General features: G+C 68.9%; 23 protein-coding genes. 13 read left to right on the forward strand and 10 right to left on the reverse strand.

Going from position 1 to position 24,421, the window contains the following annotated elements:
- Positions 1-17 precede the first annotated feature (17 nt).
- Complete coding sequence (locus ACGFH6_RS22225; RefSeq protein ID WP_393386801.1) at positions 18-953, reverse strand: RDD family protein; 936 nt, start codon at positions 951-953, stop codon at positions 18-20.
- Between the two features lie 80 nt (positions 954-1,033).
- Here ACGFH6_RS22225 and ACGFH6_RS22230 point away from each other — a divergent pair, with 80 nt between their 5' ends.
- Both ACGFH6_RS22230 and ACGFH6_RS22235 read left to right on the forward strand, forming a co-directional pair.
- Entirely contained in the window at positions 1,034-2,029 is a 996-nt protein-coding gene (locus ACGFH6_RS22230; RefSeq protein ID WP_393386804.1) for a stage II sporulation protein M, read from the forward strand.
- A gap of 30 nt (positions 2,030-2,059) precedes the next feature.
- A complete protein-coding gene (locus ACGFH6_RS22235) occupies positions 2,060-2,827 on the forward strand; it encodes a DUF1206 domain-containing protein (RefSeq protein WP_393386807.1) in 768 nt (255 codons plus the stop codon).
- Here the strand turns inward: ACGFH6_RS22235 and ACGFH6_RS22240 are convergent, their stop codons facing one another.
- The 4 genes from ACGFH6_RS22240 to ACGFH6_RS22255 are packed head-to-tail and all read right to left on the reverse strand — an operon-like array spanning position 2,828 to position 6,718.
- Positions 2,828-3,586 (reverse strand): DUF899 family protein, encoded by a 759-nt coding sequence (locus ACGFH6_RS22240; protein ID WP_393386810.1) that lies wholly within the window; start codon positions 3,584-3,586, stop codon positions 2,828-2,830.
- A gap of 38 nt (positions 3,587-3,624) precedes the next feature.
- Positions 3,625-5,214, reverse strand: a complete 1,590-nt coding sequence (locus ACGFH6_RS22245; protein WP_393386813.1) for an ABC transporter permease — start codon at positions 5,212-5,214, stop codon at positions 3,625-3,627.
- A complete protein-coding gene (locus ACGFH6_RS22250; RefSeq protein ID WP_393386815.1) occupies positions 5,211-6,107 on the reverse strand; it encodes an ATP-binding cassette domain-containing protein in 897 nt (298 codons plus the stop codon). The genes ACGFH6_RS22245 and ACGFH6_RS22250 overlap by 4 nt, the downstream gene beginning before the upstream one ends.
- 2 nt (positions 6,108-6,109) lie before the next feature.
- On the reverse strand, positions 6,110-6,718 hold the full coding sequence (locus tag ACGFH6_RS22255; RefSeq protein WP_393386818.1) for a TetR/AcrR family transcriptional regulator: 609 nt from the start codon (positions 6,716-6,718) through the stop codon (positions 6,110-6,112).
- 178 nt (positions 6,719-6,896) lie between these two features.
- Between ACGFH6_RS22255 and ACGFH6_RS22260 the strand changes: the two genes are divergently transcribed.
- The 7 genes from ACGFH6_RS22260 to ACGFH6_RS22290 all read left to right on the forward strand — a co-directional run bounded on the left by ACGFH6_RS22260 (position 6,897) and on the right by ACGFH6_RS22290 (position 13,842).
- A complete protein-coding gene (locus ACGFH6_RS22260; protein ID WP_393386821.1) occupies positions 6,897-8,693 on the forward strand; it encodes an ABC transporter substrate-binding protein in 1,797 nt (598 codons plus the stop codon).
- Positions 8,690-9,721, forward strand: coding sequence for an ABC transporter permease (locus ACGFH6_RS22265; RefSeq protein ID WP_393386823.1), 1,032 nt, complete (start codon positions 8,690-8,692; stop codon positions 9,719-9,721). The genes ACGFH6_RS22260 and ACGFH6_RS22265 overlap by 4 nt, the downstream gene beginning before the upstream one ends.
- A complete protein-coding gene (locus ACGFH6_RS22270) occupies positions 9,718-10,602 on the forward strand; it encodes an ABC transporter permease (RefSeq protein ID WP_393386826.1) in 885 nt (294 codons plus the stop codon). Before ACGFH6_RS22265 ends, ACGFH6_RS22270 begins: the two co-directional genes overlap by 4 nt.
- The gene (locus tag ACGFH6_RS22275) at positions 10,602-11,570 is read left to right on the forward strand and encodes an ABC transporter ATP-binding protein (RefSeq protein ID WP_393386827.1); all 969 of its coding nucleotides are present in this window, start codon (positions 10,602-10,604) and stop codon (positions 11,568-11,570) included. The genes ACGFH6_RS22270 and ACGFH6_RS22275 overlap by 1 nt, the downstream gene beginning before the upstream one ends.
- Positions 11,554-12,501 (forward strand): ABC transporter ATP-binding protein, encoded by a 948-nt coding sequence (locus ACGFH6_RS22280; protein WP_393386830.1) that lies wholly within the window; start codon positions 11,554-11,556, stop codon positions 12,499-12,501. The genes ACGFH6_RS22275 and ACGFH6_RS22280 overlap by 17 nt, the downstream gene beginning before the upstream one ends.
- Before the next feature lie 190 nt (positions 12,502-12,691).
- Entirely contained in the window at positions 12,692-13,027 is a 336-nt protein-coding gene (locus tag ACGFH6_RS22285) for an ArsR/SmtB family transcription factor (protein WP_393386833.1), read from the forward strand.
- Positions 13,024-13,842, forward strand: coding sequence for a VOC family protein (locus tag ACGFH6_RS22290; protein WP_393386836.1), 819 nt, complete (start codon positions 13,024-13,026; stop codon positions 13,840-13,842). The genes ACGFH6_RS22285 and ACGFH6_RS22290 overlap by 4 nt, the downstream gene beginning before the upstream one ends.
- 21 nt (positions 13,843-13,863) lie before the next feature.
- On the opposite strand, the gene ACGFH6_RS22295 is transcribed toward ACGFH6_RS22290, so the two are convergent.
- The 5 genes from ACGFH6_RS22295 to ACGFH6_RS22315 are packed head-to-tail and all read right to left on the reverse strand — an operon-like array spanning position 13,864 to position 18,933.
- A complete protein-coding gene (locus ACGFH6_RS22295; RefSeq protein ID WP_393386839.1) occupies positions 13,864-15,156 on the reverse strand; it encodes a DUF58 domain-containing protein in 1,293 nt (430 codons plus the stop codon).
- 3 nt (positions 15,157-15,159) lie between these two features.
- On the reverse strand, positions 15,160-16,131 hold the full coding sequence (locus ACGFH6_RS22300; RefSeq protein ID WP_360438203.1) for a MoxR family ATPase: 972 nt from the start codon (positions 16,129-16,131) through the stop codon (positions 15,160-15,162).
- Positions 16,128-17,270 (reverse strand): DUF4350 domain-containing protein, encoded by a 1,143-nt coding sequence (locus tag ACGFH6_RS22305; protein WP_393386842.1) that lies wholly within the window; start codon positions 17,268-17,270, stop codon positions 16,128-16,130. Before ACGFH6_RS22305 ends, ACGFH6_RS22300 begins: the two co-directional genes overlap by 4 nt.
- Entirely contained in the window at positions 17,267-17,905 is a 639-nt protein-coding gene (locus ACGFH6_RS22310) for a DUF4129 domain-containing protein (RefSeq protein WP_393386845.1), read from the reverse strand. Before ACGFH6_RS22310 ends, ACGFH6_RS22305 begins: the two co-directional genes overlap by 4 nt.
- Positions 17,902-18,933 carry a hypothetical protein gene (locus ACGFH6_RS22315; RefSeq protein ID WP_393386847.1) on the reverse strand — a complete coding sequence of 344 codons (1,032 nt, stop codon included), beginning with the start codon at positions 18,931-18,933 and terminating at the stop codon, positions 17,902-17,904. The genes ACGFH6_RS22310 and ACGFH6_RS22315 overlap by 4 nt, the downstream gene beginning before the upstream one ends.
- A gap of 245 nt (positions 18,934-19,178) precedes the next feature.
- On the opposite strand from ACGFH6_RS22315, the gene mtrA reads away from it, so the two are divergent.
- The 4 genes from mtrA (at position 19,179) to ACGFH6_RS22335 (ending at position 24,178) form a co-directional block, all read left to right on the forward strand.
- The gene (gene mtrA / locus ACGFH6_RS22320; protein ID WP_393388732.1) at positions 19,179-19,856 is read left to right on the forward strand and encodes an MtrAB system response regulator MtrA; all 678 of its coding nucleotides are present in this window, start codon (positions 19,179-19,181) and stop codon (positions 19,854-19,856) included.
- Positions 19,857-19,975: 119 nt separating this feature from the next.
- Positions 19,976-21,634 (forward strand): MtrAB system histidine kinase MtrB, encoded by a 1,659-nt coding sequence (mtrB, locus tag ACGFH6_RS22325; RefSeq protein WP_393386850.1) that lies wholly within the window; start codon positions 19,976-19,978, stop codon positions 21,632-21,634.
- Positions 21,631-23,421, forward strand: a complete 1,791-nt coding sequence (locus tag ACGFH6_RS22330) for an LpqB family beta-propeller domain-containing protein (RefSeq protein WP_393386852.1) — start codon at positions 21,631-21,633, stop codon at positions 23,419-23,421. The genes mtrB and ACGFH6_RS22330 overlap by 4 nt, the downstream gene beginning before the upstream one ends.
- 67 nt (positions 23,422-23,488) lie before the next feature.
- Complete coding sequence (locus ACGFH6_RS22335; RefSeq protein WP_393386855.1) at positions 23,489-24,178, forward strand: ComF family protein; 690 nt, start codon at positions 23,489-23,491, stop codon at positions 24,176-24,178.
- The last annotated feature ends 243 nt before the right edge of the window (positions 24,179-24,421 follow it).

Here is a 24,421-nt window from a genome sequence, read left to right on the forward strand (position 1 = left end):
GGGCGCCTTTTCGTTGGCTAGGACCACTCGTTGCTGCCGGGCGCTGCCCAGCCTTGAGCGTTGACTGCCGCGGGACGCGCGTCCAGGACCGGCCGGGGTACGGCGAAGGGGCCTGGAGGAGCCGGTGCCGGCGGGGGCAGGACGCCGTACGGGCTTGGTGGGGCGTAAGGCGCGAAGGGACCGGTGTGGGCGGGGCGGGCGGTTGCCAGGCGGTTCAGCTCCCGGCGGCGACGTTCGGCCAGTACGGCGGACAGGTACGCCGGAGCGATGAGCGGCACGGGTGGAGCGGGTGCGGTGACTTGGCTGACGCGATAGGCCAGCGCATCACCCAATGCGATCCGGGCGTCCGGCTGTAGTTCGGTGAAGCGCCCGAGGTAGTCCCGGGCGGTGTTGGCGAGCTCGTCGGACAGCCTGGACAGCTCCAGCGACTGCGCCCACTGCACCAGATGGCCGGCCACGAACAGCGGCGGCGACGTCATCGGCTGGTGCCGCTCGCGGATCACCACGGTGCCGGAGACCATGTCCCCGATCCGCTTGCCCTGCTTGTTCATCAGGCTCGCCACGATCCCGGGGCAGGCCGCGAACCACGGCGCGAAGTCGACGAAGAACCAGAACAGTGTCCGGACCAGCGCGTGCCGGAAACGGATCGAGCTGCCGTCGTCGCGGACCACCTTGAGCCCGAGCACCATCTTGCCCAGCGTGCGGCCGCGGGTCAGCGTCTCCATCACCACCCGGTAGCCGACCGCGACCAGCAGGATGACGATGAAGATCAGCGACACCGCGAGCGCCTCGCTCGCATCCCCACCGATCAGGAAGCCGGCCAGCAGCGAGATCAGCACGCTCAGCACGATGAGCTGCAGGAGTACGTCGATCGCACACGCCAGCGCCCGCGTCGGCATCCGCGCGATCCGCACCTGGAGGACGACCGCCTCCCCGGTAACCAGCTGAGACACTCCGTCGCCCCCTCCCTGTCCCGACACCGTGTCGAGCTAGTCTGCCAGCGCAAGGAGCCAGTCAGGGGAGGAGGTGCGCTGTGGACGTCGAGGCGTTCGTCTCGGTGCACCAGCCGCAGTGGGACCGGCTGGCCTACCTCACGCGCCGTCAGCGGCGTCTGAGCGGTGCTGAGGCCGAGGAGCTGGTCACGCTGTACCAGCGCGTCGGCACGCACCTGGCCGCGCTCCGGGCCGCCGGCGCCGACCCGGTCTCCATCGGACGGCTGTCCGGCCTGATCGCGGACGCCCGGGGTGCCGTCACCGGCGCGCAAGCACCGGTCTGGCGCGACATCTCGAAGTACTTCCTGGTCAGCTTCCCGGCCGCGCTGTACGCGTCCAGACGCTGGTGGGTCACGATCGGCCTGATCTTCTACGTCGTCGTGGCCTGGTCGGCCTGGCGGATCATCGCCCACCCCGAGGTGGTCGACTCCATCGGTACGCCGGACCAGATCCAGCAACTTGTCGACCACGACTTCGAGTCCTACTACTCGGAGAACCCGGCGCAGGACTTCGCGCTGCGGGTCTGGATCAACAACGCGACCATCAGCGCCGCGGTGCTCGCGCTCGGCATCTTCCTGATCCCGTCCGTCTTCATCCTCTGGGACAACGCGCTCAATCTCGGCGTCAGCGCCGGGCTGATGATCAGCCACGACCGGGGCGGCCTGTTCTTCAGCCTGATCACGCCGCACGGACTGCTCGAGCTGACCACGGTCTTCGTCGCCACCGCGGCCGGTCTCCGGCTCGGCTGGTGCTGGATCGTGCCCGGCGCGCGGACCCGGATGCAGGCACTCGCCCAGACCGGCCGCGCGACCGTTGGGATGGCCATCGGCCTGGCCGCGATCCTGCTGGTCACCGGGGTGATCGAAGCGTTCGTCACACCGTTCCTCCCGGGCCCGGTCCGGATCACGATCGGCATCCTGGCCGAGCTCGGCTTCTTCGTGTACGTGTGGACCCTCGGCCGCCGCGCCGCCCGCTCCGGCGAGTACGGCGACATCGACGAAGCCGACCGCGAAGCGACCGCGCCCGTCTCCGCCTGACCCGTTTGGCCCTTGGGCACCGGGGTGGGCGTGAAGACCGCCGAAGAAGTCAGGACGAGCCAGTGGTACGGCGTCGCGATCACCGTCGGGTTGATCGCCTACGGCGTCGTGTACCTGCTGATCGCGTGGATCGCGCTGCAACTCGCCTGGGGCAAGTCGTCGGAGGAGGCCTCCCAGCAGGGCGCACTCCAGGAACTCGCCAGCAAACCGCTCGGCGGCGTACTGCTGTGGGTCGTCGCGATCGGCCTGTTCGCGCTGGTGATCTGGCGTGCCCTCGACCTCGCGTACGGCGACCTGGACCTCTCGCAGACCGTGTCGTCGGTGGGGCGCGCGATCGTCTACCTGGTCCTCGGCGTGAGCGCAGTCAAGGTCGCGCTCGGCTCGGGCAGCTCCAGCTCCGGTCAGCAGCGCACCTTCAGCGCCCGGATGATGGGGAACGACGCCGGCCGGGTACTGATCATCGCGATCGGCATCGGCATCGTGGCCGTCGGCGTACACCAGCTGTACAAGGCGGTGACGAAGAAGTTCACCGAGGACCTGGTCGGCGGAGTCTCCGACACCACCATCCTGCTCGGCCGGATCGGGTACGCCGCCAAGGGCATCGCGTTCGTGATCGTCGGCATCCTGTTCGCCTGGGCCGCGATCGACTACGACCCGCAGAAGGCCGGCGGCCTCGACACCGCTCTCCGCACGGTCAAGGATCAGCCGTTCGGCCCGGTCCTGCTGACCATCCTCGCCCTCGGCCTGGCCGCCTTCGCCCTCTACGCGTTCATCTGGTCCCGCAACGCCCGCAAGTGATCACCCGCCGGTCAGGTCGTCCGAACGGCCGCCCCCGATCCGCGACCACTGCGCGATCGGCCGCCCGTTGATCGTCTTCGGCAGCTTGGGCTCCTCGGTGGCCCACTGCTGAGGCCAGCCCGCGGGCGAATCCTCGTACGGCTCCTGCCGCCCGTACACGGTGAGGTCCATCAGGGCGTAGCTGTAGTCCATCGCCTCGACACCACGCAGGGTCGTCCAGTACGTCTCGAAGACGCGATCGCCCTGCCGGACGTAGCAGACCAGGTACATCTGCCCGATGTTCCGCCCGACCAGCAGCCGATCGAGCGATCCCACCGCCGAGTACCACGGCATCGTCCAATCCATGAAGTCGTGGTACCGGCGGCTCTCGTCGTACGGACCCTGGGCGAAGACGGCGTACGTGATGTCGCGCGAGTGGAGGTAGGCCAGCTCGGCGACCTGGGTGGTGCACCAGGTGCAGCCCTGACACTGCTCGGCGGCCGGGTGACCGGGGTGCCACATGAAGTAGTAGGCGATCAGCTGCTTGCGCCCCTCGAAGGCGTCGAGCAGGGTGACCGGTCCGTCCGGACCGGTCACCGTGATCCCCGGGTCGACCTCGACCATCGGCAGCCGTCGCCGGGCGGCCGCGATCGCGTCACCCTCCCGCGTGTGCGCCTTCTCGCGAACCCGCAACTGCTCCAGGTCCTTCTGGAACGTCTCTCGATCGACGACCTCCGGGAGCGCCGTTTCCTCGTCGATGTCTCTCTGGTTCGTTCTCATGCTGGACACGTCGGAACCAGTACCCGGTTCCTCGACCGCTAGCCGATCGGGACGTCGCGTCGTCTCCAGCCGAGTAGGCCGATGAAGCCGACGACGACCGTGATCGCCAGCAGGACGATCAGTGGGGTTGCGGAGAGCGAACCGCCGGGGAGGCGGGGGAGGTGGGTGAACGGAGAGATGTCGTTCAGCCAGTCGGCGAGTTGGACGCCGGCGTTGGTGAAGCCGATCAGGATGCAGATACCGGGACCGGCCCACGCCGCCGGGGAGATGCGCGGGAAGAGGCCGAAGATCGCGAGGGCGATCGCAGCCAGCAACCACACGGCCGGCAGTTGACCCAGGGACGCACCGATCAGCCGGGGAATCTGCTTCCCGACCTCGTCAACGGCCAGCCCATACGCGAGCCCCGCGGTGAGCCCGGAGGCGAACAGCGCCAGCGCCGGACCGAGCACCCCGAAGAGCAGGTGACTCGCGGCCCACCGCAGCCGACCGGTCGCGGTGGCGAGCACAGGCTCGACCCGTCCACTCGTCTCCTCCGCCCGCAACCGCAGCGTCGCCTGGACGGCGTACGCGGACGCGATCAGCCCGAGGATCGTCATCACCCCGGCGAAGAACGAGTCGATCAACCCGGCCGAACCACCGAGCCGCTCGAACATCTCCTTGGCCTTCGGTTCGTCGCGCAGGATGTCGCCGACCCCTTCGGCCACACCGCCGAACAGCAAGCCCAGCAAGGCGAATCCGATCGTCCACGCCGCCAGCAGTCCGCGATGCAACCGCCACGCCAGTCCCAACGGCGATCCCAGTTTGCCCTCGGCCGGTCCCAATCGGGCCGGCAGCAGCCCGGCCCCGACGTCCCGCCGTACGGCGAGATTGATGGCGACGGCAACGAGTATGGCGGTTGCCGCGAGCATCACCACGGCCAGCCACCAGCGATTCTCGCCGTACGGGTGGATGCGTTGCGCCCAGGCGATCGGCGACAACCAGGACAGCCACGCCAAGGGCCCGTCCGTGTGCGCGCTCGTGTCGCCCGCGGCCCGCAGTACGTACGCCGCCCCGAGCACGCTGATCGCGATACCCCTGGACGTTCCGGCGTTGGCGGACAGCTGCGCGGCGACCGCACCGACCGCCGCGAAGAACCAGCCGGTGGTGGCGAATTCGGCGCCGATGGCAACGGATCCGGACCACGGCAGGTCCTGGCTGTGCATGCCCAGGGCAAGCAGTACGGCGAGGACCAGGTTCGCACCGAACGTCGCCAGCAGGGCGGCCGCGAGTCCAGCGTGCCGGCCGATCACACTCGAGCCGAGCAACTCGCTGCGGCCGCTCTCCTCTTCGACGCGGGTGTGCCGGATCACCGTGAGCAGGCTGATCAGCCCGACCATCACCGGCACGAAGCCCAGTCGCCAGGTGACGAACTCACCGAGACTCGTCCCGGACAGCTCGCCGTACAAGGTGATGAAGCCGGCGTTGTTCGCGTAGTCGAGGCGCGACTGCGCGGTCGGGAACAGTTCGCCGTACTGCTTGACGTAGCTCATCGGGATCGCACACAGCACCACGATCCAGATCGGCAGGATGATCCGGTCCCGGCGCAGGATCAGCCGGATCAGACCGCCGGTGCCGGCGAGGGTCTTCACTTCGCCGCCTCCGGTTCGTACAGCCGCAGGAACAGCTCCTCCAGCGACGGCGGCTGACTGACCAGACTCCGTACGCCGATCTCCGTGAGCCGGCGCAGTACCGGGTTGATCTCGTCGGTGTCGACGTCGAACCGGACCAGGCCGTCCTCGACGCGCAGGTCGTGGATGCCGTCGAGCTGGGCGAGTCCGTTCATCGCGCCTACCAGCTCGGCCCGGATCGAGGTCCGGGTCAGGTGCCGCAGCTCGGACAGGGTGCCGCTCTCGACGGCGCGGCCGGCCCGAATGATCGTGACCCGGTCGCAGAGGGCCTCGACCTCGGAGAGGATGTGGCTGGACAGCAGGACCGTCCGGCCGTCTCGGTCACTGACCTCCTGGACGACTTCGCGGAACACCTCCTCCATCAACGGGTCCAAGCCCGAGGTGGGCTCGTCGAGCAGCAGCAGTTCGACGTCGGAGGCCAGCGCCGCGACCAGTGCGACCTTCTGCCGATTGCCCTTCGAATAGGTGCGGGCCTTCTTGCGCGGGTCGAGGTCGAACCGCTCGAGCAGCTCTGCCTTGCGCTTCTTGTCCAGCCCGCCGCGCATCCGGCCGAGCAGGTCGATCGCTTCGCCGCCGGACAGGTTCGGCCACAGCGTCACATCGCCCGGGACATAGGCGAGCCGCTTGTGCAGCTCGGTGGCGTCCGACCACGGATCGCTGTCCAGCAGCCGTGCGGTGCCGGAGCTTGCCCGGGTCATCCCGAGCAGGATCCGGATCGTGGTGGTCTTCCCCGCGCCGTTGGGGCCGAGGAAGCCGTGCACCTCACCGGTTCGCACCGTGAGGTCGAGGCCGTCCAGGGCGCGGGCTCGCCCGAAGGTCTTGACCAGACCTTCGGTGCTGATCGCAGCCGGCATGATCAGTTCTCCTCAGATTTCTTCCGTAGTTGTTCGGCTTGTTCTTCGGTGATCAGGGGGATGGTGAAGACCTCCATCAGCCCCTGGCCGATCCGGGCGTACCCGGCCGGTGTGGTGATGTCCTCGCCCAGCGCCTTCGAGACCTGGTCGCGGAAGACGAAGACGCTCAGCTTGATCGCGGCCATCGCCGCCGCGTAGGCCCGGCGGTCGGTGGGATGGATCCCGTAGGCGGTGGACCACTCCTCGATGCTGTCGACGGCGCCGAGGAACAGCGCGGCCGCGGTCTCCGAGCCGTCCATCATCGAGCGGACCAGGTACAGCTGCAGCGGGAACACCCGGGGATGCAGCGTCGCCGGGTCGAGGGCGGCGACTCCACCCGCATCGGTGAGCTCCTCGCCGACCTCCATCATCCGTTCCTTCGCGTACTGGTCGCAGGCGTCGCGCAGCGCCTCCTTCGACCCGAAGTGATGCCGCACCAGCCCCGACGAGACGCCGGCCTCCGCCGCGATGTCGCGGATGCTCGCGCCCTCGATGCCGCGCTCGCCGAACAGGCGGATGGCCGCGTCCCGGATCCGGGCTCGCGCGGTCAGGTCGTCGATCCGACGGTCCATGGTGCTCCTCTCTCGCTACACACAAGAGCAAACTCCTACACGAGCGTGTAGTCAAGTGGAAAATGATTACGACTTCTGGAAACAGATCTGTGACAAAATTCCGCATCTCGTTGACAGGAGAGCGCTTGCTGGTGTGGTTTCGTCACCAAACCAACACGCAGGGTGGAAGGTGGGGCGGATGAGGAAGCTGTTCGCGGCGATCGCGGCGCTGGGTCTGCTGGTGGTGTCTCCCGGTACGGCGCAGGCCGCCGAGCCGGCGAAGAAGGTCGTGAAGGTCGGGGTCACCCAGTCGGTCGACTCGATGAACCCGTTCCTGGCCGTGCGGCTGGTGACCGGGGCCATCCAGCGGTTGATGTACGGCTTCCTGACCGTGCCGGACTCGAAGACGCTGCAGCCCAGCCCGGACCTGGCCGAGTCCTGGAAGACGTCGCCGGACGGGCTGACCTGGACCTTCACGATCCGGCAGGCGAAGTGGTCCGACGGGCAGCCGATCACCGCCGACGACGCGGCCTGGACGTTCAACAAGATGATCACCGACGACGCCGCCAAGTTCGGCAACGGTCCGGCGGTGGCCAACTTCGCGAGCGTGACAGCGAACGGCCAGGAACTGACGATCAAGCTCAAGACCCCGCAGGCGTCGATGCTGGACAACCCGGTCCCGATCATGCCCAAGCACATCTGGGAGAAGGTCAAGGACATCTCGAAGTACGAGGCCGACGAGTTCCCGACCGTCGGCAGTGGCCCGTACAAGGCGGTGGAGTACAAGAAGGACCAGTTCGTCCGGCTCGAGGCGAACCCGGACTACTGGCGCGGCCGGCCGAAGATCGACGAACTGCAGGTGATCTTCTACGACAACCCGGCCGCCGCGATCGTCGGTCTGAAGAAGGGCGACATCGACCTGATCGGCCGGCTGAACCCGCCGGACTTCGAGGCGCTCGAGGGCGACGGCAACATCGTCCAGTGGAACACCCAGGGCCGGCGGGCGTCGTACCTGCAGATCAACCACGGCGCGACCACCACCGACGACAAGCCGATCGGTGACGGGCACCCGGCACTGAAGGACGTGCGGGTGCGGACCGCGTTGCACTACGCGATCGACAAGCAGAAGCTGGTCGACGAGGTGCAGAACGGGCTGGCCAAGCCGGCCGACGGCTCGATCATCCCGCCGCTGTACAAGGACTTCTTCTGGGAGGCCAGTGGCGGCGAGAAGGTGACGTACGACGTTGCCAAGGCCAACAAGATCCTCGACGACGCGGGCTACACGAAGGGGCCGGACGGCATCCGGACGATGCCGGACGGGTCGCGCAAGCTGCAGTTCCGGTTCAGCATCCACACCGACACACCGATCGAGGACAAGCTGGCCGAGTACCTGACCGGCTGGTTCAAGGAGATCGGCATCGGCCTGAGCACCAAGCGGCTCGACTCCACCAAGTTCACCGAGGAGACCGGCGTCACCGCGCTGTTCGACATCGCGATCAGCGGCTGGTCGGTCAACCCGGACCCGGAGGAGGTCCTCGGCACGCACCTGTGCAGCCGGCGTCCGACCGCGTCCGGCCAGGGCGGCGGGACCGAGTCGTTCTACTGCGACCCGCAGTACGAGGACCTGTACCTGCAGCAGCAGAAGGAGCTCGACCGGCCGAAGCGTGCCGCGATCATCAAGAAGATGGAGGAGCGGCTCTACACCGATGCTCCGGTGATCGCGCTCTACTACCCGAACGACCTCGAGGGCTACCGCAAGGACCGGATCGCCAGCATCACGCCGATCCCGGAGGACAACGGCCTGCTGTACGGCGGCAGCGGCTACTGGCCGTTCTACACGGTCGACACGGTCACGGCCGACGGTGGTGAAGACGGCATCGGCGGCGGGGAGCTGGCCGGCATCATCGGAGGCGTCGCGGGTGGTGCCGTGGTGGTTGCCCTGGGCGCCTTCGTGATGATGCGCCGCCGCCAGGACGTCGCCGACGAGCGCGAATGACGGTCACCCAGCCGGCCGTCGAGGCTCTGGAGGAGAGCCCGGCCCGCTCCGGTCTGCTGCGCTACGCGGCGGCCAAGGCGGGCGGGGCCCTGCTCAGCATCGCGATGGTGATCGTCGCGACGTTCTTCCTGTTCCGGCTGCTGCCCGGCGATCCGGTGCGGGCACTCGCCCAGGGCCGCAACATGACACCGGAGCAACTCGATCTGGAACGGACCCGGCTCGGTCTGGACAAGTCGATCCCCGAGCAGTTCGTGCATTTCGTCAAGCAGACGCTGCAGTTCGACCTCGGGACCTCCTACGAATACAAGCGGCCGGTGATCGATCTGATCGGAGAGCGGATCGGCTCGACGCTGCTGCTCACGGGGACGGCGCTGGTGATGGCGGTCAGCCTCGGGATCTGGCAAGGCGCTCGAGCCGGTTGGAAACCGGGCAGCCGGTTCGACAAGTTCTCCACCGCGATCTCGCTGGTGCTGTGGTCGGTGCCGACGTTCTGGCTCGGACTCCTGCTGCTGATGGTGTTCGCGGCCGGCATCGGACCGATCCCGGGCGTCTTCCCGACCCGCGGTATCTCCAGCGTGGACGCGCCGGACGGATTCGGGTACGTGCTCGACGTCGCGCAGCACATGGTGTTGCCCTGCCTGACCATGGTCGCGGTCGTGTATGCGCAGTACCTGCTGGTGATGCGGTCGTCGGTGCTGGACGAGGTCGGGCAGGACTACATCACCACGGCGCGCGCCAAGGGGTTGCGTGACGACGACATCCGGCGAAGGCACGCCGTACCGAATGCGTTGCTGCCGACGGTGACGCTGGTGTTCATGCGGATCGGGTTCGTGGTCGGGGGTGCGGTGACGGTCGAGGCGATCTTCAGCTGGCCGGGGCTCGGGCAGTTGTTCTACGACGCGATCCGGGTGCCGGACTTCACGCTCATGCAGGGCACGTTCCTGCTGATCACGGTGTCGGTGATCGTGATGAACACGCTGGCGGACGTCGTCTACCACGTCCTTGACCCGAGGGTGAGGTCGGCATGAGCAGCGTGACGTGGGCGCGGCGACAGCGGGCGTTGCAGCGGTTCTTGTCGGAGTTCCGCACGCACAAGGCCGGGATGGTGGGGCTTGCCATCCTCTTGGTCGCCGTGGTGCTCGCGCTGATCGCGCCGCTGTTCATCGACGCCGGGGTGACGAACGTGGTCAGTGGGACCCGGGAGAAGCTGGCGCCGCCGAGTCTCGACGACCCGCTCGGGACCGACGAGTCCGGGCGGTCCGTGCTGCTGATGATCTGGTGGGGATCGCGGACCTCGTTGCTGATCGGGTTCCTGGCCGCGCTGCTCAGCATGGTGATCGGGACCGTGTTCGGTATCGCGGCCGGGCACTTCCGGGGCTGGGTCGGCGCGATCATCCTGCGCATCACCGACTGGTTCCTGGTGCTGCCGTCGCTGGTCACCGCGCTGGTGCTGGCCGCGATCCTCGGCGGCAGTACGGCGACCATCATCGTCGCGATCGGCGTGACGTCGTGGCCTTCGACGGCCCGGCTGATCCGGGCGCAGACGCTGGCGGTCGAGGCGCGGCCGTACATCGAACGGTCGCTCGCTCTCGGTGCCGGGCACTGGCACATCACCACCCGGCACGTGCTGCCGAACGTCGCACCGTTGCTGCTGGCAAGTACGACGCTGGAGGTGGCGAGCGCGATCGTGACCGAGTCCACGCTGGCGTTCCTCGGTGTCAGTGCGAACAAGACCTCGTGGGGGACGATGTTGCGCGGTTCTTACGACTGGGGTGCGGCCACTGCGGGAGCGTGGTGGTACATCCTGTTACCCGGTCTGTGCATCGTGCTCGTGGTGATGGCATTCACCTTGTGTGGAAGGGCTTTGGAGTCCGTGCTCAATCCCCGGCTGCGGACGAGGGCGGCGTGATGAGTCTTCTCGAGTTGGACGAGGTGTCCGTCACGTATCGCATTGCCGCCGGCGACGTTCCCGCCGTACGCGGAGTGTCGTTGTCGTTGGAGGCGGGGGAGGCTGTCGGGCTGGCCGGTGAGTCGGGGTCCGGCAAGTCGTCGGTGGCGATGGCGTTGCTGCGGTTGCTGCCGCGGTCGGCGCGGGTCGACGGGCGGATCCTGCTGGACGGCGAGGACGTCCTGGCGATGAAGTGGGGCCGGCTGCGCGCGGTCCGCTGGTCGGAGGCGTCGATCGTGTTCCAGGGTGCGCAGCACGGGCTGAATCCGGTGCAGCGGATCGGTGACCAGATCGCCGAGCCGTTGCTTGTGCACAGGCTGGCGACACCGTCGGAGGCCTCGTCGAAGGTGCGGGAGCTGCTCGAACAGGTCGGGCTGCCGACGTGGCGGTCGAAGAGCTATCCGCATGAACTCAGTGGTGGCCAACGGCAACGAGTGATGATCGCGATGGCGCTGGCCTGTTCGCCGCGGCTGATCATCGCCGACGAACCGACCACCGCGCTGGATCTGATGGTGCAGGCGCAGGTGCTGACGTTGATCCGGAAGTTGATCGCCGAGCATGACATCTCGCTGCTGATGATCTCGCATGACCTGTCCGTGCTGGCTGACGTGTGCGACCGCCTGGCGATCATGTACGCCGGCCGGCTGGTCGAGGCGGGTCCGTCGTCGGGGGACTTCCGGCACCCGTACAGCCAGGCGCTGGCGGCCGCGTTCCCGACGGTTGGTGATCCGGCGTCGCGGCTCGCGCCACGCGGGCTGGCCGGCGATCCGCCGGATCCGCAGCACCTGCCTGGCGGGTGTGCGTTCCATCCGCGGTGCCCGGTGGCTCTGGACGACTGCTCGACGGCTGCCGTCGACCTGCGTCCGGCCGGTCGCGGCCGGACGGCCGCCTGCCTGCTCGTGGGGAGTGATCTTGCTAGAGGCAACTGATGTTCACGTCGAGTTCGCCGGTCGTGGTGGGCGCCGGGCCCGGGCGGTGGACGGAGTGAACCTGGCGGTGGCGCCGGGGGAGATCGTCGCGCTGGTGGGCGAATCCGGGTGCGGCAAGACGACACTCGCCCGTACCTTGCTCGGCCTTGAACTTCCGACGTCCGGCCAGATCTCGTACGACGGGACGCCGTTGAGCTACACGGGGCGCCGGCTGCGCGCGTTCCGGCGGCAGGTGCAGTTGGTGTTGCAGGATCCGATGGGGTCGCTCAACCCGAGGCAGACCGTGTACGAGGCGGTCGCCGAAGGGCCGCGGATCCACGGGTTGCCGGACGAGGAGAAGGTCGTCGCGGACGCGTTGTCGCGGGCGGGGCTGCGGCCGCCGGAACGGTTCTTCCTGCGCTACCCGCACGAACTGTCGGGCGGTCAGCGGCAGCGCGTGGTGATCGCCGGTGCGCTGGCGCTGAGTCCCAAGGTGCTGGTCGCCGACGAGCCGGTCGCGTCGCTGGACGCCTCCGTGCGGGGCGAGATCCTGTCGCTGCTGCTACGGCTCCGCGACGACCTGGGCTTGGCCGCGCTCGTCGTCACCCATGACCTGGGCCTCGCCTGGAACATCGCGGACCGGGTCGCGGTCATGTACCTCGGCCGCATCGTCGAGTCCGGCCCCACCGAGGACGTCCTGACCAATCCCCAGCACCCCTACACGCAGGCCCTCTTGTCGGTCCTGCCCGAGTCCCCGGAACGCATCGTCCTCACCGGCGAACCCCCCGACCCCACCCGAATCCCCACCGGCTGCCGCTTCCACCCCCGCTGCCAACTAGCAGCCACCCCCCAAGCCACCCCCGCCTGCCAAACCACACCCCTCCCGATCCTCCCCGCCGCCAACACCTCCCAAGTCGCCTGCCACCTCTCCCCAGGACGCACTACCACCTGATCAACCCCGGCTCGTCCCTCAGGTGAATGTGCATAAGGACGGGTAGTGCACCTCCGATACGCCGTACACGGAGCACAACCTGCGCTCAGGTGCACTACGTCTGCGTCGGTACTACCCGTCCTTAGGTACAGCCGCCGGGAGTCCCTTCCACCTGTTGACAATAGTTAACCGGAAGTAGAACTATTGCCGCATGGTGGAAGATCAGGTCGATCGGTTCTTCGAGGTGCTGGCCGATCCGACTCGGCGGCAAGTGGTTCGGCTGCTGGGCGACGGACCACAGCGCGCCGGACAACTCGCCACAGCGACAGGCTCGTCGTCGCCGGCGATGAGCCGCCATCTGCGCATCCTCCTGGCGGCCGGGCTGGTCGCCGACGAACGCGGTCCCGACGACGCCCGCGTCCGGATCTTCCGCCTCAACCCGGAGCCCGTCGTCGCAGTACAGGCCTGGCTCGACCAGGTCCAAGCCCACTGGCGGGACCAACTCACCTCGTTCAAACGCCACGTCGAGCAGAAGGAGTCATCGTGACGCAGGAGTCTGTGAAGCCGTCGGCTACGGCTTCGGTTGAGGTTGCCGTTGATCCGGCGACCGCGTTCCGGGTGTTCACCGAGGAGATCGATCTGTGGTGGTTGCGGAGTCCGATCAACTTCTGGGATTCGGGCCGGGTGATCGCGATGCGGTTGGAGCCGGGCGTCGGCGGCCGCATCCTGGAGGTCTACCGGACCGAGCCGGAGGACGCGCTCGAGCTCGGCATCATCTCGGTCTGGGAGCCGGGTGACTTGCTCGCGTACCGCAGTTCGGTGGACGACACCGAGACACGGGTCAGCTTCGCCGCGATCGACGGCGGTACTCGCGTGACCGTCGTACAGTCGCTGGTCGAGGGTGGCGACAAGGCCTTCTATTTCTGGCCGAACGTGATCCGCTGGATTCCCGCCTGGGTCGCCCGCCGCGACACCGCGCAGCACACCCCGCGTGAGCTCGACCGGCTCGCCATCGGCTTGTACTACGAGGATCCGGCCGCCGCGGCCCGTTGGCTGCACACGGTCTTCGGCCTCGACTCCTGGGACACGATCCCCGCCGAGGGCGAGCACCCGTCCTGGATCGAGCTGCACGTCGGCTCAGCCGCGGTCCTCCTCTTCAAGCGCACCGACCAGGCCACTCCGGCGGCCGACCACGACGTCTGGGTGTACGTCGACGACCTCGACGCGCACTTCGCCCACGCCCAGTCCAACGGCGCCAAGATCCTGTCCGACATCGACCAGCACGGCTACCGCTCCTACAAGGCCGAAGACCTCGAAGGCCACCACTGGACCTTCACCCAAGCCCGCCCAACCCAGCGGTGACGTACCTCGACGGGTGGGGTATTACAGGCGGCCGGCCTTCTTCAGGGCGAGGTAGGTGTCGGCTAGGGCGGGGGCTATGGTTTCGGGGTTTTCGTCGAGGACTGTGACGCCGGCTCGGGTGAGGACGGCGGTGACGCGTTCGCGGTCGAGGCGGGTGCGGGCGGCGGAGGCGGCGCCGTAGACCTCGAGCAGGTCGGAGCGGGTGGACTCGAGCTCGGTGAGACGCGGGTCGGCGACCGACGCCAGGACGATGACGTGGCGGCGGAGCAGTGGGCCGATCACCGGGAGGAGGGACTCCTCGATCACCGCCGGGTCCAGGCCGGTCAGCAGTACGACGAGCGAACGCTGGCCGAGCCGTTCGAGCACCTGCGAGACGACGACGCGGAAGTCGGTCTGGACGAGCTCGGCCTCGACGTTCGCCAACGCGTTCACGAACGACGGCAGCACGTCCTCCGGCGCAGGACGTCGTACGTCGGCCCGGACCGCGGAATCGCAAGCCAGTAAGGAAACCCGGTCTCCGGCCCGGGTCGCGAGCGCGGCCAGCAGGAGGGCGGCGTCCATCGCGTGGTCGAGCCGGGGTGCGTCGCCGACCCGTCCGGCCGACATCCGGCCGGAGTCGATCACGATGGCGACCTGGCGATCGCGCTCCGGCCGCCAGGTCCGCAGTACGACGTTGCCGCGGCGGGCCGTGGCACGCCAGTCGATGCTGCGTACGTCGTCCCCCGGCACATAGTCCCGCAGCGAGTCGAACTCGGTGCCCTGACCCCGCACCAGCAACGCGGTCCGCCCGTCCAGCTCCCGCAACCGGGCCAGCCGCGACGGCAGGTGCTTGCGACTCTTGAACGGCGGCAACGCGCGCACCGTCCACGGCACCCGGTGCGACCCCTGCCGACCGGCGAAACCCAGCGGACCGATCGATCTGATCGTCACCCGATCTGCCTGCCGGTCCCCGCGCCGCGTCGGCAGCAGATTGGTCGTCAGCCGCCGGCGCTCGCCCTGCGGCAGGTTCAACTTGTGTGGCGGGTCCAGTACGCCGGCAGACGGCGGCCACGCATCACGCAGCAGACCACGAACCCGGCGGCCGGGGTTGGCCACCAGCAGGTTCACCGCGGCGTGCTCACCCAGTCGTACGGCGGTGTCGCCCTCGCGACTCAGCTGGAGTCGCCGAGGCGAACCGGCCAGCAGCATGTCCACCACGCACACCAGGACAACGACCAGGATCACCAGGCCGACGCCACCCCAGCTCGGCATCGCCAGAGCGACGAAGAGGACTCCGGCCGCGGCCAGCAGCGCCGCCCTGTAGGTGAGCACCATGGGCTATCGGGGGACCGGCACGGTCGCCAGGACGCTCTCCAGCACCGCGTCCGCGCTGACACCTTCGAGCTCGGCCTCCGGGCGCACCTGGACCCGATGCCGAAGGCAAGGACGTGCCATCGCCTTCACATCGTCCGGAATCACGTAGTCCCGACCGGACAGCCACGCCCACGCCCTGGACACGGCCAGCAGGGCGGTAGCGCCTCGCGGCGACACCCCGAGCTGCAGTGACGGCGACTGCCGCGTCGCCCGGCACAGATCCACGACGTACGCGAGCACGTCCTCCCGGACCGCGACCCGGCGTACGGCGGCCTGCCCGGCGGCGAGGTCCTCCGGCCCGGCCACCGGACGCAGACCGGCGGCAGCCAGGTCACGCGGGTCGAAGCCTTGCGCGTGCCGGGCGAGTACGGCGATCTCCGCGTCCCGCGGCGGGATGTCGAGCGTGACCTTCAGCAGGAACCGGTCCAACTGGGCCTCGGGCAACGGGTACGTGCCCTCGTACTCGATCGGGTTCTGCGTCGCGGCGACGACGAACGGCACCGGCAGCATCCGCGGTACGCCGTCGACGGTGACCTGCCGCTCCTCCATTGCCTCCAGCAACGCCGCCTGGGTCTTCGGTGGAGTCCGGTTGATCTCGTCGGCCAGCATGATGTTGGTGAACACCGGACCCGGCCGGAACTCGAACTCGCTGCTCTTCGCGTCGTACACCAGCGATCCGGTCACGTCACCGGGCATCAGGTCCGGCGTGAACTGCACCCGCTTGGTGTCCAGCCGCATCGCCATCGACAGGGCGCGCACCATCAGCGTCTTCGCCGTACCGGGCACGCCCTCCAGCAGCACGTGGCCGCGGCAGAGCAGGGCGAGTACCAGTGCGGTCACAGCGGTGTCCTGGCCGACCACCGCCTTGCCGATCTCGGTCCGCAGCGCGACCAGCGCCCGCCTGGCCTGGTCGGCGCTGACCTCGGTAGTCGTCACGGGTGTCGTACCTCCTGCGTCAGTACGTCGAGTTCATGGGACAAGGACATCAGAGCGGCGTCGCTGAGCGGTGGGAGGCCGTAGAGGAGTTCGTACAGCATGGCCGGGTCCCGGCCGGTGCGGGCCGCCACTGTCGCCACGACGGCCGACGGATCGGCGCGCCGGGGGATGCCGTGCGCCTTGTGGAGCTTGCCGAGCGCCGACTCGCGCAGTGCGGCCGCAGCGCGGTCCCTGGCGCGTGAGCGTCGATACAGCCGCGCCCGGCCCTCTGTGGTCTCGGCAGCGTGCACGATGACGGGCAGCCGCTCCGCGACCACCGGGCCGAGCCGACGACCCCGCCACAAGGCAACCACGAGTACGGCGAACGCCAACGCCCACCCGATGTAGCGGATGTCCGGAGGGACCAGTGGAGGGCTGTCCTCGTTGTCGTCGCCGAAGCCGCTGGACTCCCACTGCGGCAGGTACCAGGTCAGCTCCCGGTCGGTGCCGATGAGGTTGAGCGCCAGGGCCGCGTTGCCGTCTTCTGCGAGCTGCTCGTTGGTGAACGTGCGGGTCGTGCCCACGACGTCGACGATCCGGCCGTTCGACTCCACCCGGATCACGGTGTTGTTGATGCCGTCGCCGTAGCACGCCTGAGCGCCGTCCGGTGCGGAGTACGTCGAGCCGCCGACCGTCACCGTGCCGGCCTTCACCGCGGCCGGCAGGTCGCAGTTCGGCTGGCGGCTGTCCGAGGACAGGATCTGTCCGTTGTCCTCCACACCCGGGGCCAGGACGTCCAGCGCTTTGGTGCCGGGACGGATCAGGATCACATGGCTCCAGCCGGCGTCGGCGATCCGCTGCCAGTCGTCGCGGTCGAGCTGGCCTTCAGGGCCGATGAGCAGCGTCTTGCCGCTGCCCGGCTGGACAGCGTCGTCCAGTACGTCGGTGCCGGTCACCTTCACCCCGTGGTTGCCCAGCAGCGTCGCCAGCGCCCGCGCTCCCTCCGGCTCGGTCGAGTCCGGACTGAACGGACCCGAGGTCCGTGCGGTCGTGGCGATCAGTACGACGATCGCCGCCAGCACGATCAACCCGGTCACGAGCAGCGGCGTCCGCAGCGCCCGCCAACTCTCCCCAGCACTCCGCCCAACCGCAGTACTCATCCACTCACCATGACCCGAGCAGTCCGCGCCGCGTCGTCGGCTGCAACGACTGCGGCGTACCGCTCCGGCGTGCCCGGACGGTTGCCGTAGACAACCTCGGTGAACGCGAGCGCGGCCGGCTGCAGTGGCTCCCGCAACGCCGGTGTGGCGCGTCCGGCGTCGGCGACCACCTCGTACGCCGTCCGCCCGGCGCGATCGTCCAGGATCGTGCGCTCGGTCAGCTCTGCCACGCAGGCACGGAAGCGGCTGCGGATCGCGTGCGCGTAGTCCCCGGACGCCGCCTCCCGCTCCGCCTGAGCGCGGTACTCGGCCGCTGTGCGCGGTCTGGAGGTGTCGAAGACAGTCTGCTTCTCCCGATGACTGGTCCGGAGTACGCCGGCCCGCCACAGCACCACGACGACGACGAGCGCGAGCAGGACGATCAGCATGACCAGACCGGCGTGGCCGTTGGGGGAGGAACCGCTGAGGCTGTCCAGCATGTCACCGATCCACTGCATGACCTTGTTGAGCGCCTTCTCGATCAGAGAACCGCCGGACTGCCGGTACGCCGACTTCGACAACTCCTCGGCCGCCTCGGCGGCGGCCTGGTCCCGGCCGACGTCCACCGGCGGTTCCGCGAGGAACACAGCGATCACGGAGTACCTCCTGGCCGCAGGACCGGACGCATCCACAGGTCGAGGCCTTCCCGCCGGACCCGCAGATCCAGATAGATCACGGCCTGGACGGCGGACATGAAGGCCAGACTGGCGATCAGCGTCATCGCAGTCGCGACGCCTGCCGCCACACCGATCACGACAGCGGCCACCGTCGCGCCGGTGCCGTCGCTGCTGTCGGCCCAGGAGCCGACTGTGAGTACCAGCGTGGTCACCCCGAATTGCAAGGCGTACCCGACGATGTTGACCACCAGACCGGCGAACAACAGGATGCCGAACACCCGCCAGAACTTGCCCCTCACCAGCCGCCAGGAACGCTTCAGCGAACCCCAGATCCCCACCCTGGCAGGGATGTGGAGGCCGATGTCGGGTGCGTGCCGGCCCTCCATCAGTACGACGGTTCCGGCCAGCACCAAGCGGATGCCGAAGATCAGCACGAGAACGGCGCCGACCAGCATCAGCACCACGGCGACCGCACCGGCCACATCGGAGGAGATTGCCGCGTCCGTGCCGGTGCCGATCCCGAAGACCGCCAGACCCCAACCGGCGATCAGGATGACGAACGAGAGCGACTGGATCAGCCCGACAGCTGCCAGAGCGGGCAGTGACGGCCGGACCAGCCGCAGCAGCTCGCGCGGGCCGACCCGGTGTGCGAGCTGGCTCCGCACGGCAGCGAGGGCGATGATCCCGGCCATCATGCTCGACACCACGGTGAACAACACGAGCTGGACGCCGTACGTGAGCAGCAACGCCGCACCGGCCTGCTGGAACGGGTCGTCGGACCCGAAGAACCCACCCAGACCCCCAGGTACGGCGACCTCCGTCAGCACGGCCTGGATCGCGATCAGCGCGATCGCCGCGAGGACCGGGAGGCCCAGCATGATCGTCTTGTTGTCGGAGATGGTCCGGGCCGCGTTGTCGAGCAGGTCCGCGGGCAGCCACGGTCGCAGCGGCTCCGTCGCCGTACCCTCGTGCAGCGTGATGTCGCCGGCCGGCTGCTTGGCCACCATCCACCTCCCGTCCCCGCTGAACCATCGGCCGCACACCGACGTGTGATCTCCAGAAGCTTGGCTCCGGAGTTGTCGTAGACACCCGCAGTGCACCATGATCACAGCCCAACTCGGGGTCACTCGGCGATCCGGCGTGTGCACTACCGGGGGAATGGGACACTATCCGTAGTGCGTACGGTCAGCATCCGCTGGGCGCACAACGATCGGACGGCAAGGAGCAGGGCGTGGCAGAAGGCAACCGGACGATGAGGGGCCGAGTTCTCATCGTCGACGACGACACCGCGTTGTCGGAGATGCTCAGCATCGTGCTGCGCAACGAGGGTTATGACACCTATCTGTGCGCAACCGGTGACAAAGCGGTACCGGCGTTCCGGGAGTTCAAACCGGACCTGGTGCTGCTCGACCTGATGCTGCCGGGCATGGACGGCATCGACGTCTGCCGTGCGATCCGGGCCGAGTCCGGCGTACCGATCGTGATGCTGACGGCCAAGAGCGACACCGTCGACGTCGTACTGGGCCTGGAGTCCGGTGCCGACGACTACGTGGTCAAGCCGTTCAAGCCGAAGGAGCTGGTGGCCCGGATCCGGGCCCGGCTGCGCCGGATGGACGAGCCCGGGCCGGAGTCGCTGACCATCGGCGACCTCACCATCGACGTGGCCGGGCACTCGGTGAAGCGGGCCGGGGAGACCATCCAGCTGACTCCGCTGGAGTTCGACCTGCTGGTCTGTCTGGCCTCCAAGCCCTGGCAGGTGTTCACCCGCGAGGTGCTGCTGGAGCAGGTCTGGGGCTACCGGCACGCGGCCGACACCCGGCTGGTCAACGTGCACGTGCAGCGGCTGCGCTCCAAGATCGAGAAGGACCCTGAACACCCGGAGATCGTGGTCACGGTCCGCGGTGTCGGCTACAAGGCGGGTGCGGACTGATCGAGTACGGACGCGACCCGGAGTCGCAGGCTGTCGCCGACGGCCCGGCAACCACGCCGGGGCCGGAGCAGCAGCCGGCCCTGCCCGAGCAGGACAGGGCCGAGGCCCGCGGGACGGAGTTGGAGCTCACCGCCGCCGCGGCTGATTGGCCTGCCTACCCGCAGCCGCTGTGGCGGACGCATCCCAAGCACTGGCCGGACATCTGGCGCCGGTCCATCCAGGCCCGGATCGTCACCGGCACCCTGCTGATGTCGACCGTCGTACTGCTCCTGGTCGGCTGGGTGATGATGAGCCAGGTCACCGACGGTGTGCTGGAGTCCCGTCGTGGCAGCGCGCAGGCGGAATCGCGGGCGCAGCTGACCTCGCTGTCCAACACCATCAACGCCGCCGACCCCACCACGATCAACCAGCAGCTGTCCGAGCTGGTCCTCGGCACCAACCGCCCCGGCCTGTACGACGTCCTGCTCGTGCCGACCGACACGGCCACCTCGAACGCGATCCGCTACACCGGACTGGTCGACAGCGACTCCATCCCGCAGGCGCTGGCCTCCTCGGTGATGAGTGACGACTCCAAGCTGTGGGACACCTACACGCTGATCAACTACCGCGACGGGCCCAGCGTCCCCGGTCTGGTGATGGGGTCGCAGCTCCGGGTGAACTCCACCGGCGACCGGTACGCCGTCTACTTCCTCTTCCCGCTCACCGCGCAGCAGGAGACGCTCGACGTCGTCCAGCGAGCGCTGGTCACCGCCGGCCTGCTGCTGGTCGTGCTGCTCGGTGCGGTGGCCTGGCTGGTCACCCGTCAGGTCGTCACCCCGGTCCGGATGGCGCGGCGGATCGCGGAGCGGCTGGCCGCGGGCAAGCTCGAGGAGCGGATGCAGGTCCGCGGCACCGACGACCTGGCCCGGCTGGCGGTCTCCTTCAACAAGATGGCGAGCAACCTGCAGCGGCAGATCCGGCGGCTCGAGGAGCTGTCCCGGCTGCAGCGCCGGTTCGTCTCCGATGTCTCGCACGAGCTGCGGACCCCGCTGACCACGGTCCGGATGGCCGCCGACCTGCTGCACGAGAGCCGGGACCAGTTCGACCCGATCAGCCGCCGCTCGGTCGAACTGCTGCAGAACGAGCTCAACCGGTTCGAGGAGCTGCTCGCCGACCTGCTGGAGATCAGCAGGTTCGACGCCGGGGCGGCCGCCTTGGACCTGGAGGACGTGGACCTGCGCGACATCGTCAACCGGGTGCTCGAGAACCACGAGACCCTGCTTGGGCGCAAGGGCTGCGACGTGCAGCTGGACATGCCGGAGCCGTGCCGCGCGCAGGTGGACGCCCGCCGGATCGAGCGGATCCTGCGGAACCTGATCGGCAACGCCATCGAGCACAGCGAAGGCCTGCCGATCCGGATCAGCACGGCGTACGACGAGGACTCGGCCGCCGTCGCGGTCCGCGACCACGGTGTCGGTTTCCGGGCCGAAGAAGCCGAGATGGTCTTCAGCCGGTTCTGGCGGGCCGACCCGGCCCGGGCCCGGACCACCGGCGGGACCGGCCTCGGTCTGTCGATCGCGCTGGAGGACGCGCGGCTGCACGGTGGCCGGCTGGACGCCTGGGGTTCACCGGGCGAAGGCGCCTACTTCCGCCTCACCCTGCCGCGCCGGCCCGACGTGACGCTGTCCGGATCGCCGCTGCCGGCCCGCCCCGCCGACGCCAGCCGGGTCGTTCCCGACAAGTCGCTGGTCGACGTTGGAGCGCCGTACCAGAAGCTGACGGGTGGTGAGGACCGGTGAAGCGCAGACTGCTCGGGGCCGTACTGGCGCTGACGTTGCTGGTCACTGGCTGCGCGACCGTGCCGACGCAGGGGAACATCCGCCAGGGCAGCCGCGAGGGCCTGACCCAGGGCGGGATCGGGGTCGGCGTCGAGGCCAAGCCGCCGCGGGACAACCTCACCGAGGTGGAGCTGGTGAACGGGTTCCTGGAGGCGATGTCGGACTCGCGGGCCTTCGACGTCGCCCGGCAGTACATGACGGCCGACGCGGCCGCGGCCTGGAAGCCCGAGACGCGGACGATCGTCTACGATCAGCGCCCCGGATCGCTGTCCCCGCAATCAGGCAGTGGGGTGAAGCTGACCGCCCGGAAGATCGCGACCGTCGACGAACGGGGCGAGTGGATCCCGGCGGCGCCGGGCGCCGACCGGGCCGACTTCCTGTTCAAGGTGGCGAAGGTCGACGGCCAGCTGCGGGTCGCTTCGGTGCCGCCGGGGGTCTACCTGGGCAGCAACCAGGTGGACCTCAAACTGGCGCCGCGTGATCTGTACTTCTTCAACCCCGGCCGGGAGTTGCTGGTCCCGGACCCGGTCTACCTGCCGGTGAACCAGTCCCAGGGCCAGGCCGCGACCCAGCTGATCCAGGAGCTGTTGAAGGGCCCGACCAAGAGCCTCGGCAACGGCGTCGTGTCGCTGGCCCCGCCGGGCACCGAGGTGCAGGTGTCCGTCCCGGTCGAGTTCGGCGTCGCCACAGTGGCGCTGAACGACACGGCCGCCGCGCTGCGAGACCAGGACCGCCGGCTGCTCGCCGCGCAGATCGTCTGGACGCTCAACCAGATCAACCTCCGGGCCCGGATCACGGTCGGCGGCGCACCGCTGCTTCCGGACGATCCCGACGTACTGCCGTTCACCAACTTCAGCCAGTACGACCCCTCCGTCCCCGGTGGCGCGATGACCACGCTGTACGGCCTGCGGCAGGGCCGGGTGCAGCGCGTCGAAGGGCTGGACGGAGCGTCCGACATCGCGGCCCGGCCACTGGACTCCAGCCTGCTCCACGGGCAGATCGCCGAGTCGTTCGCGGTGAGCCTGCGTGGCGACTCCGGCGCGATCGTGACCACCATCGACGGCGAGAAGGTGGTCGCCTACGGTCCGCTGGACAACACCGACAACAGCGACAAGACCGACGACCTTGTCCGCATCAAGACCCAGGGCACGGTGCTGCGGCCGAGCTACGACAACGACGACAACCTGTGGATCATGGACCGGGCCGACAAGGCGACGCCGCGGCTGCGGGTCCGCAACCGGGACGGGAAGCTCACCGCCGTGACGGTCAGCTTCCGCGGTGACACCCCGCTGGTGCTGCGGATGGCGCCGGACGGTGTCCGCGCGCTGCTGGTGATGCGCTCCAAGGCCACCGGCAAGACGTATGTCGAGACCGGGGCGATCCAGACCGGCCCGGACGGCAAGCAGTTGTTGCTCGGCAGCCTCCGCAAGCTCGAGCTCGCACTCACGGACATGACCGACGCGGCCTGGAACAAGCAAGGTGTCCTGGTCGCCGGGGCCTCGGGCTCGGCCAGCAACGCCGACCGCGCGCCGTGGCTGGTCAACCCGGACGGCTCCAAGCTCCAACTGCTGCCCGGTGCGTCCACCGACTTCATCACCCAGCGGCTGGCCTCGAACCCGAACAAGGACACGCTCCCCGCGGTCGAGGACGTCGACGGGCACGTGCACTGGCAGACCCGCGACCTGACCTGGACCGCGATGGAGGACGACGCGAACGCCATACCGTTCATTCCGGTCTACCCGGGCTGACGGAGATATCCACAGGCCCGGGCCGGGGTGGTTGCGGTGCCGGGCGGCGTCGCCGATCGTGGGTGCGGTGCCGGTCCGGGACGCGTTCGCCGATCTCGTCCTGGGTGGGCGCTGCGCGGGCTGCGACCGGCCCGGAGTCACTCTCTGTGGTGGTTGCCGCGCGCTACTGGCCTCACTGACTCCGTACCGTGCCTGGCCCGACCCGCGTCCCTGCGGACTGCCGCCACCCACAGCGGCAGCGCCGTACGCCGATCAGGTGCGGAAGCTGATCATCGCGCACAAGGAGGAGGCTCGGTACGCGCTTGCTCGTCCGCTCGGGCAGGTCCTGGCGACCGCCGTACTCACGGCTCTCGGCAACCATCCGGGGGTGTGGATCTGCCCTGTCCCGTCGGCGCCTTCGACGGTCCGGCAGCGTGGCCACGACCCGTTGACGAGGATCGCCAAGGCCGCCGTCCGGGCGCTCCGGCGCAGTGGCGTCGACGCCCGGCCGGCTCCCGCGCTGTCGGTCGTACGGCGTCCTGACGACCAGGCCGGACTGTCCGCGGAACGCCGAACGGCCAACCTGGCCGGGGCTTTCGCGCTTCGTTCGCGCTGGGCTGAAACGCTGACCGATCAACCGGTCCTGCTGGTCGACGACGTGATCACCACCGGTTCCACGCTCAGCGAGGCCTGCCGCGCCTTGGAAACCGGGGGTGTTCCGGTGCTGGGCTGCGCGGTGCTGGCCGCGACCCGCCGGCACCGGCCGTCTGGTTCATGAGAACTTCCCTACCGGTTTTCGCCGAAGCCGACTAGCGTTGGCCTATGACACCCGCACGGGCTTGTCGGGCAGGGAAGTGGTGCAGGACCGGATCAGCCGGAATCCTCACCGCGGAGTCCGACGAGCGTGGAGGCGGGTGTTCTCGTTTCGGGCGCCCCAACCGCAACCGACACAGCGAGACGGAGTGGATTTCACCAGTTGGCGGGGGTCCGGAGACGTAAAAGAAGTCGCCGATCGATGGAG

Origin of the sequence: Kribbella sp. NPDC049227, assembly GCF_043197265.1 — a bacterium.
GTDB lineage: Bacteria > Actinomycetota > Actinomycetes > Propionibacteriales > Kribbellaceae > Kribbella.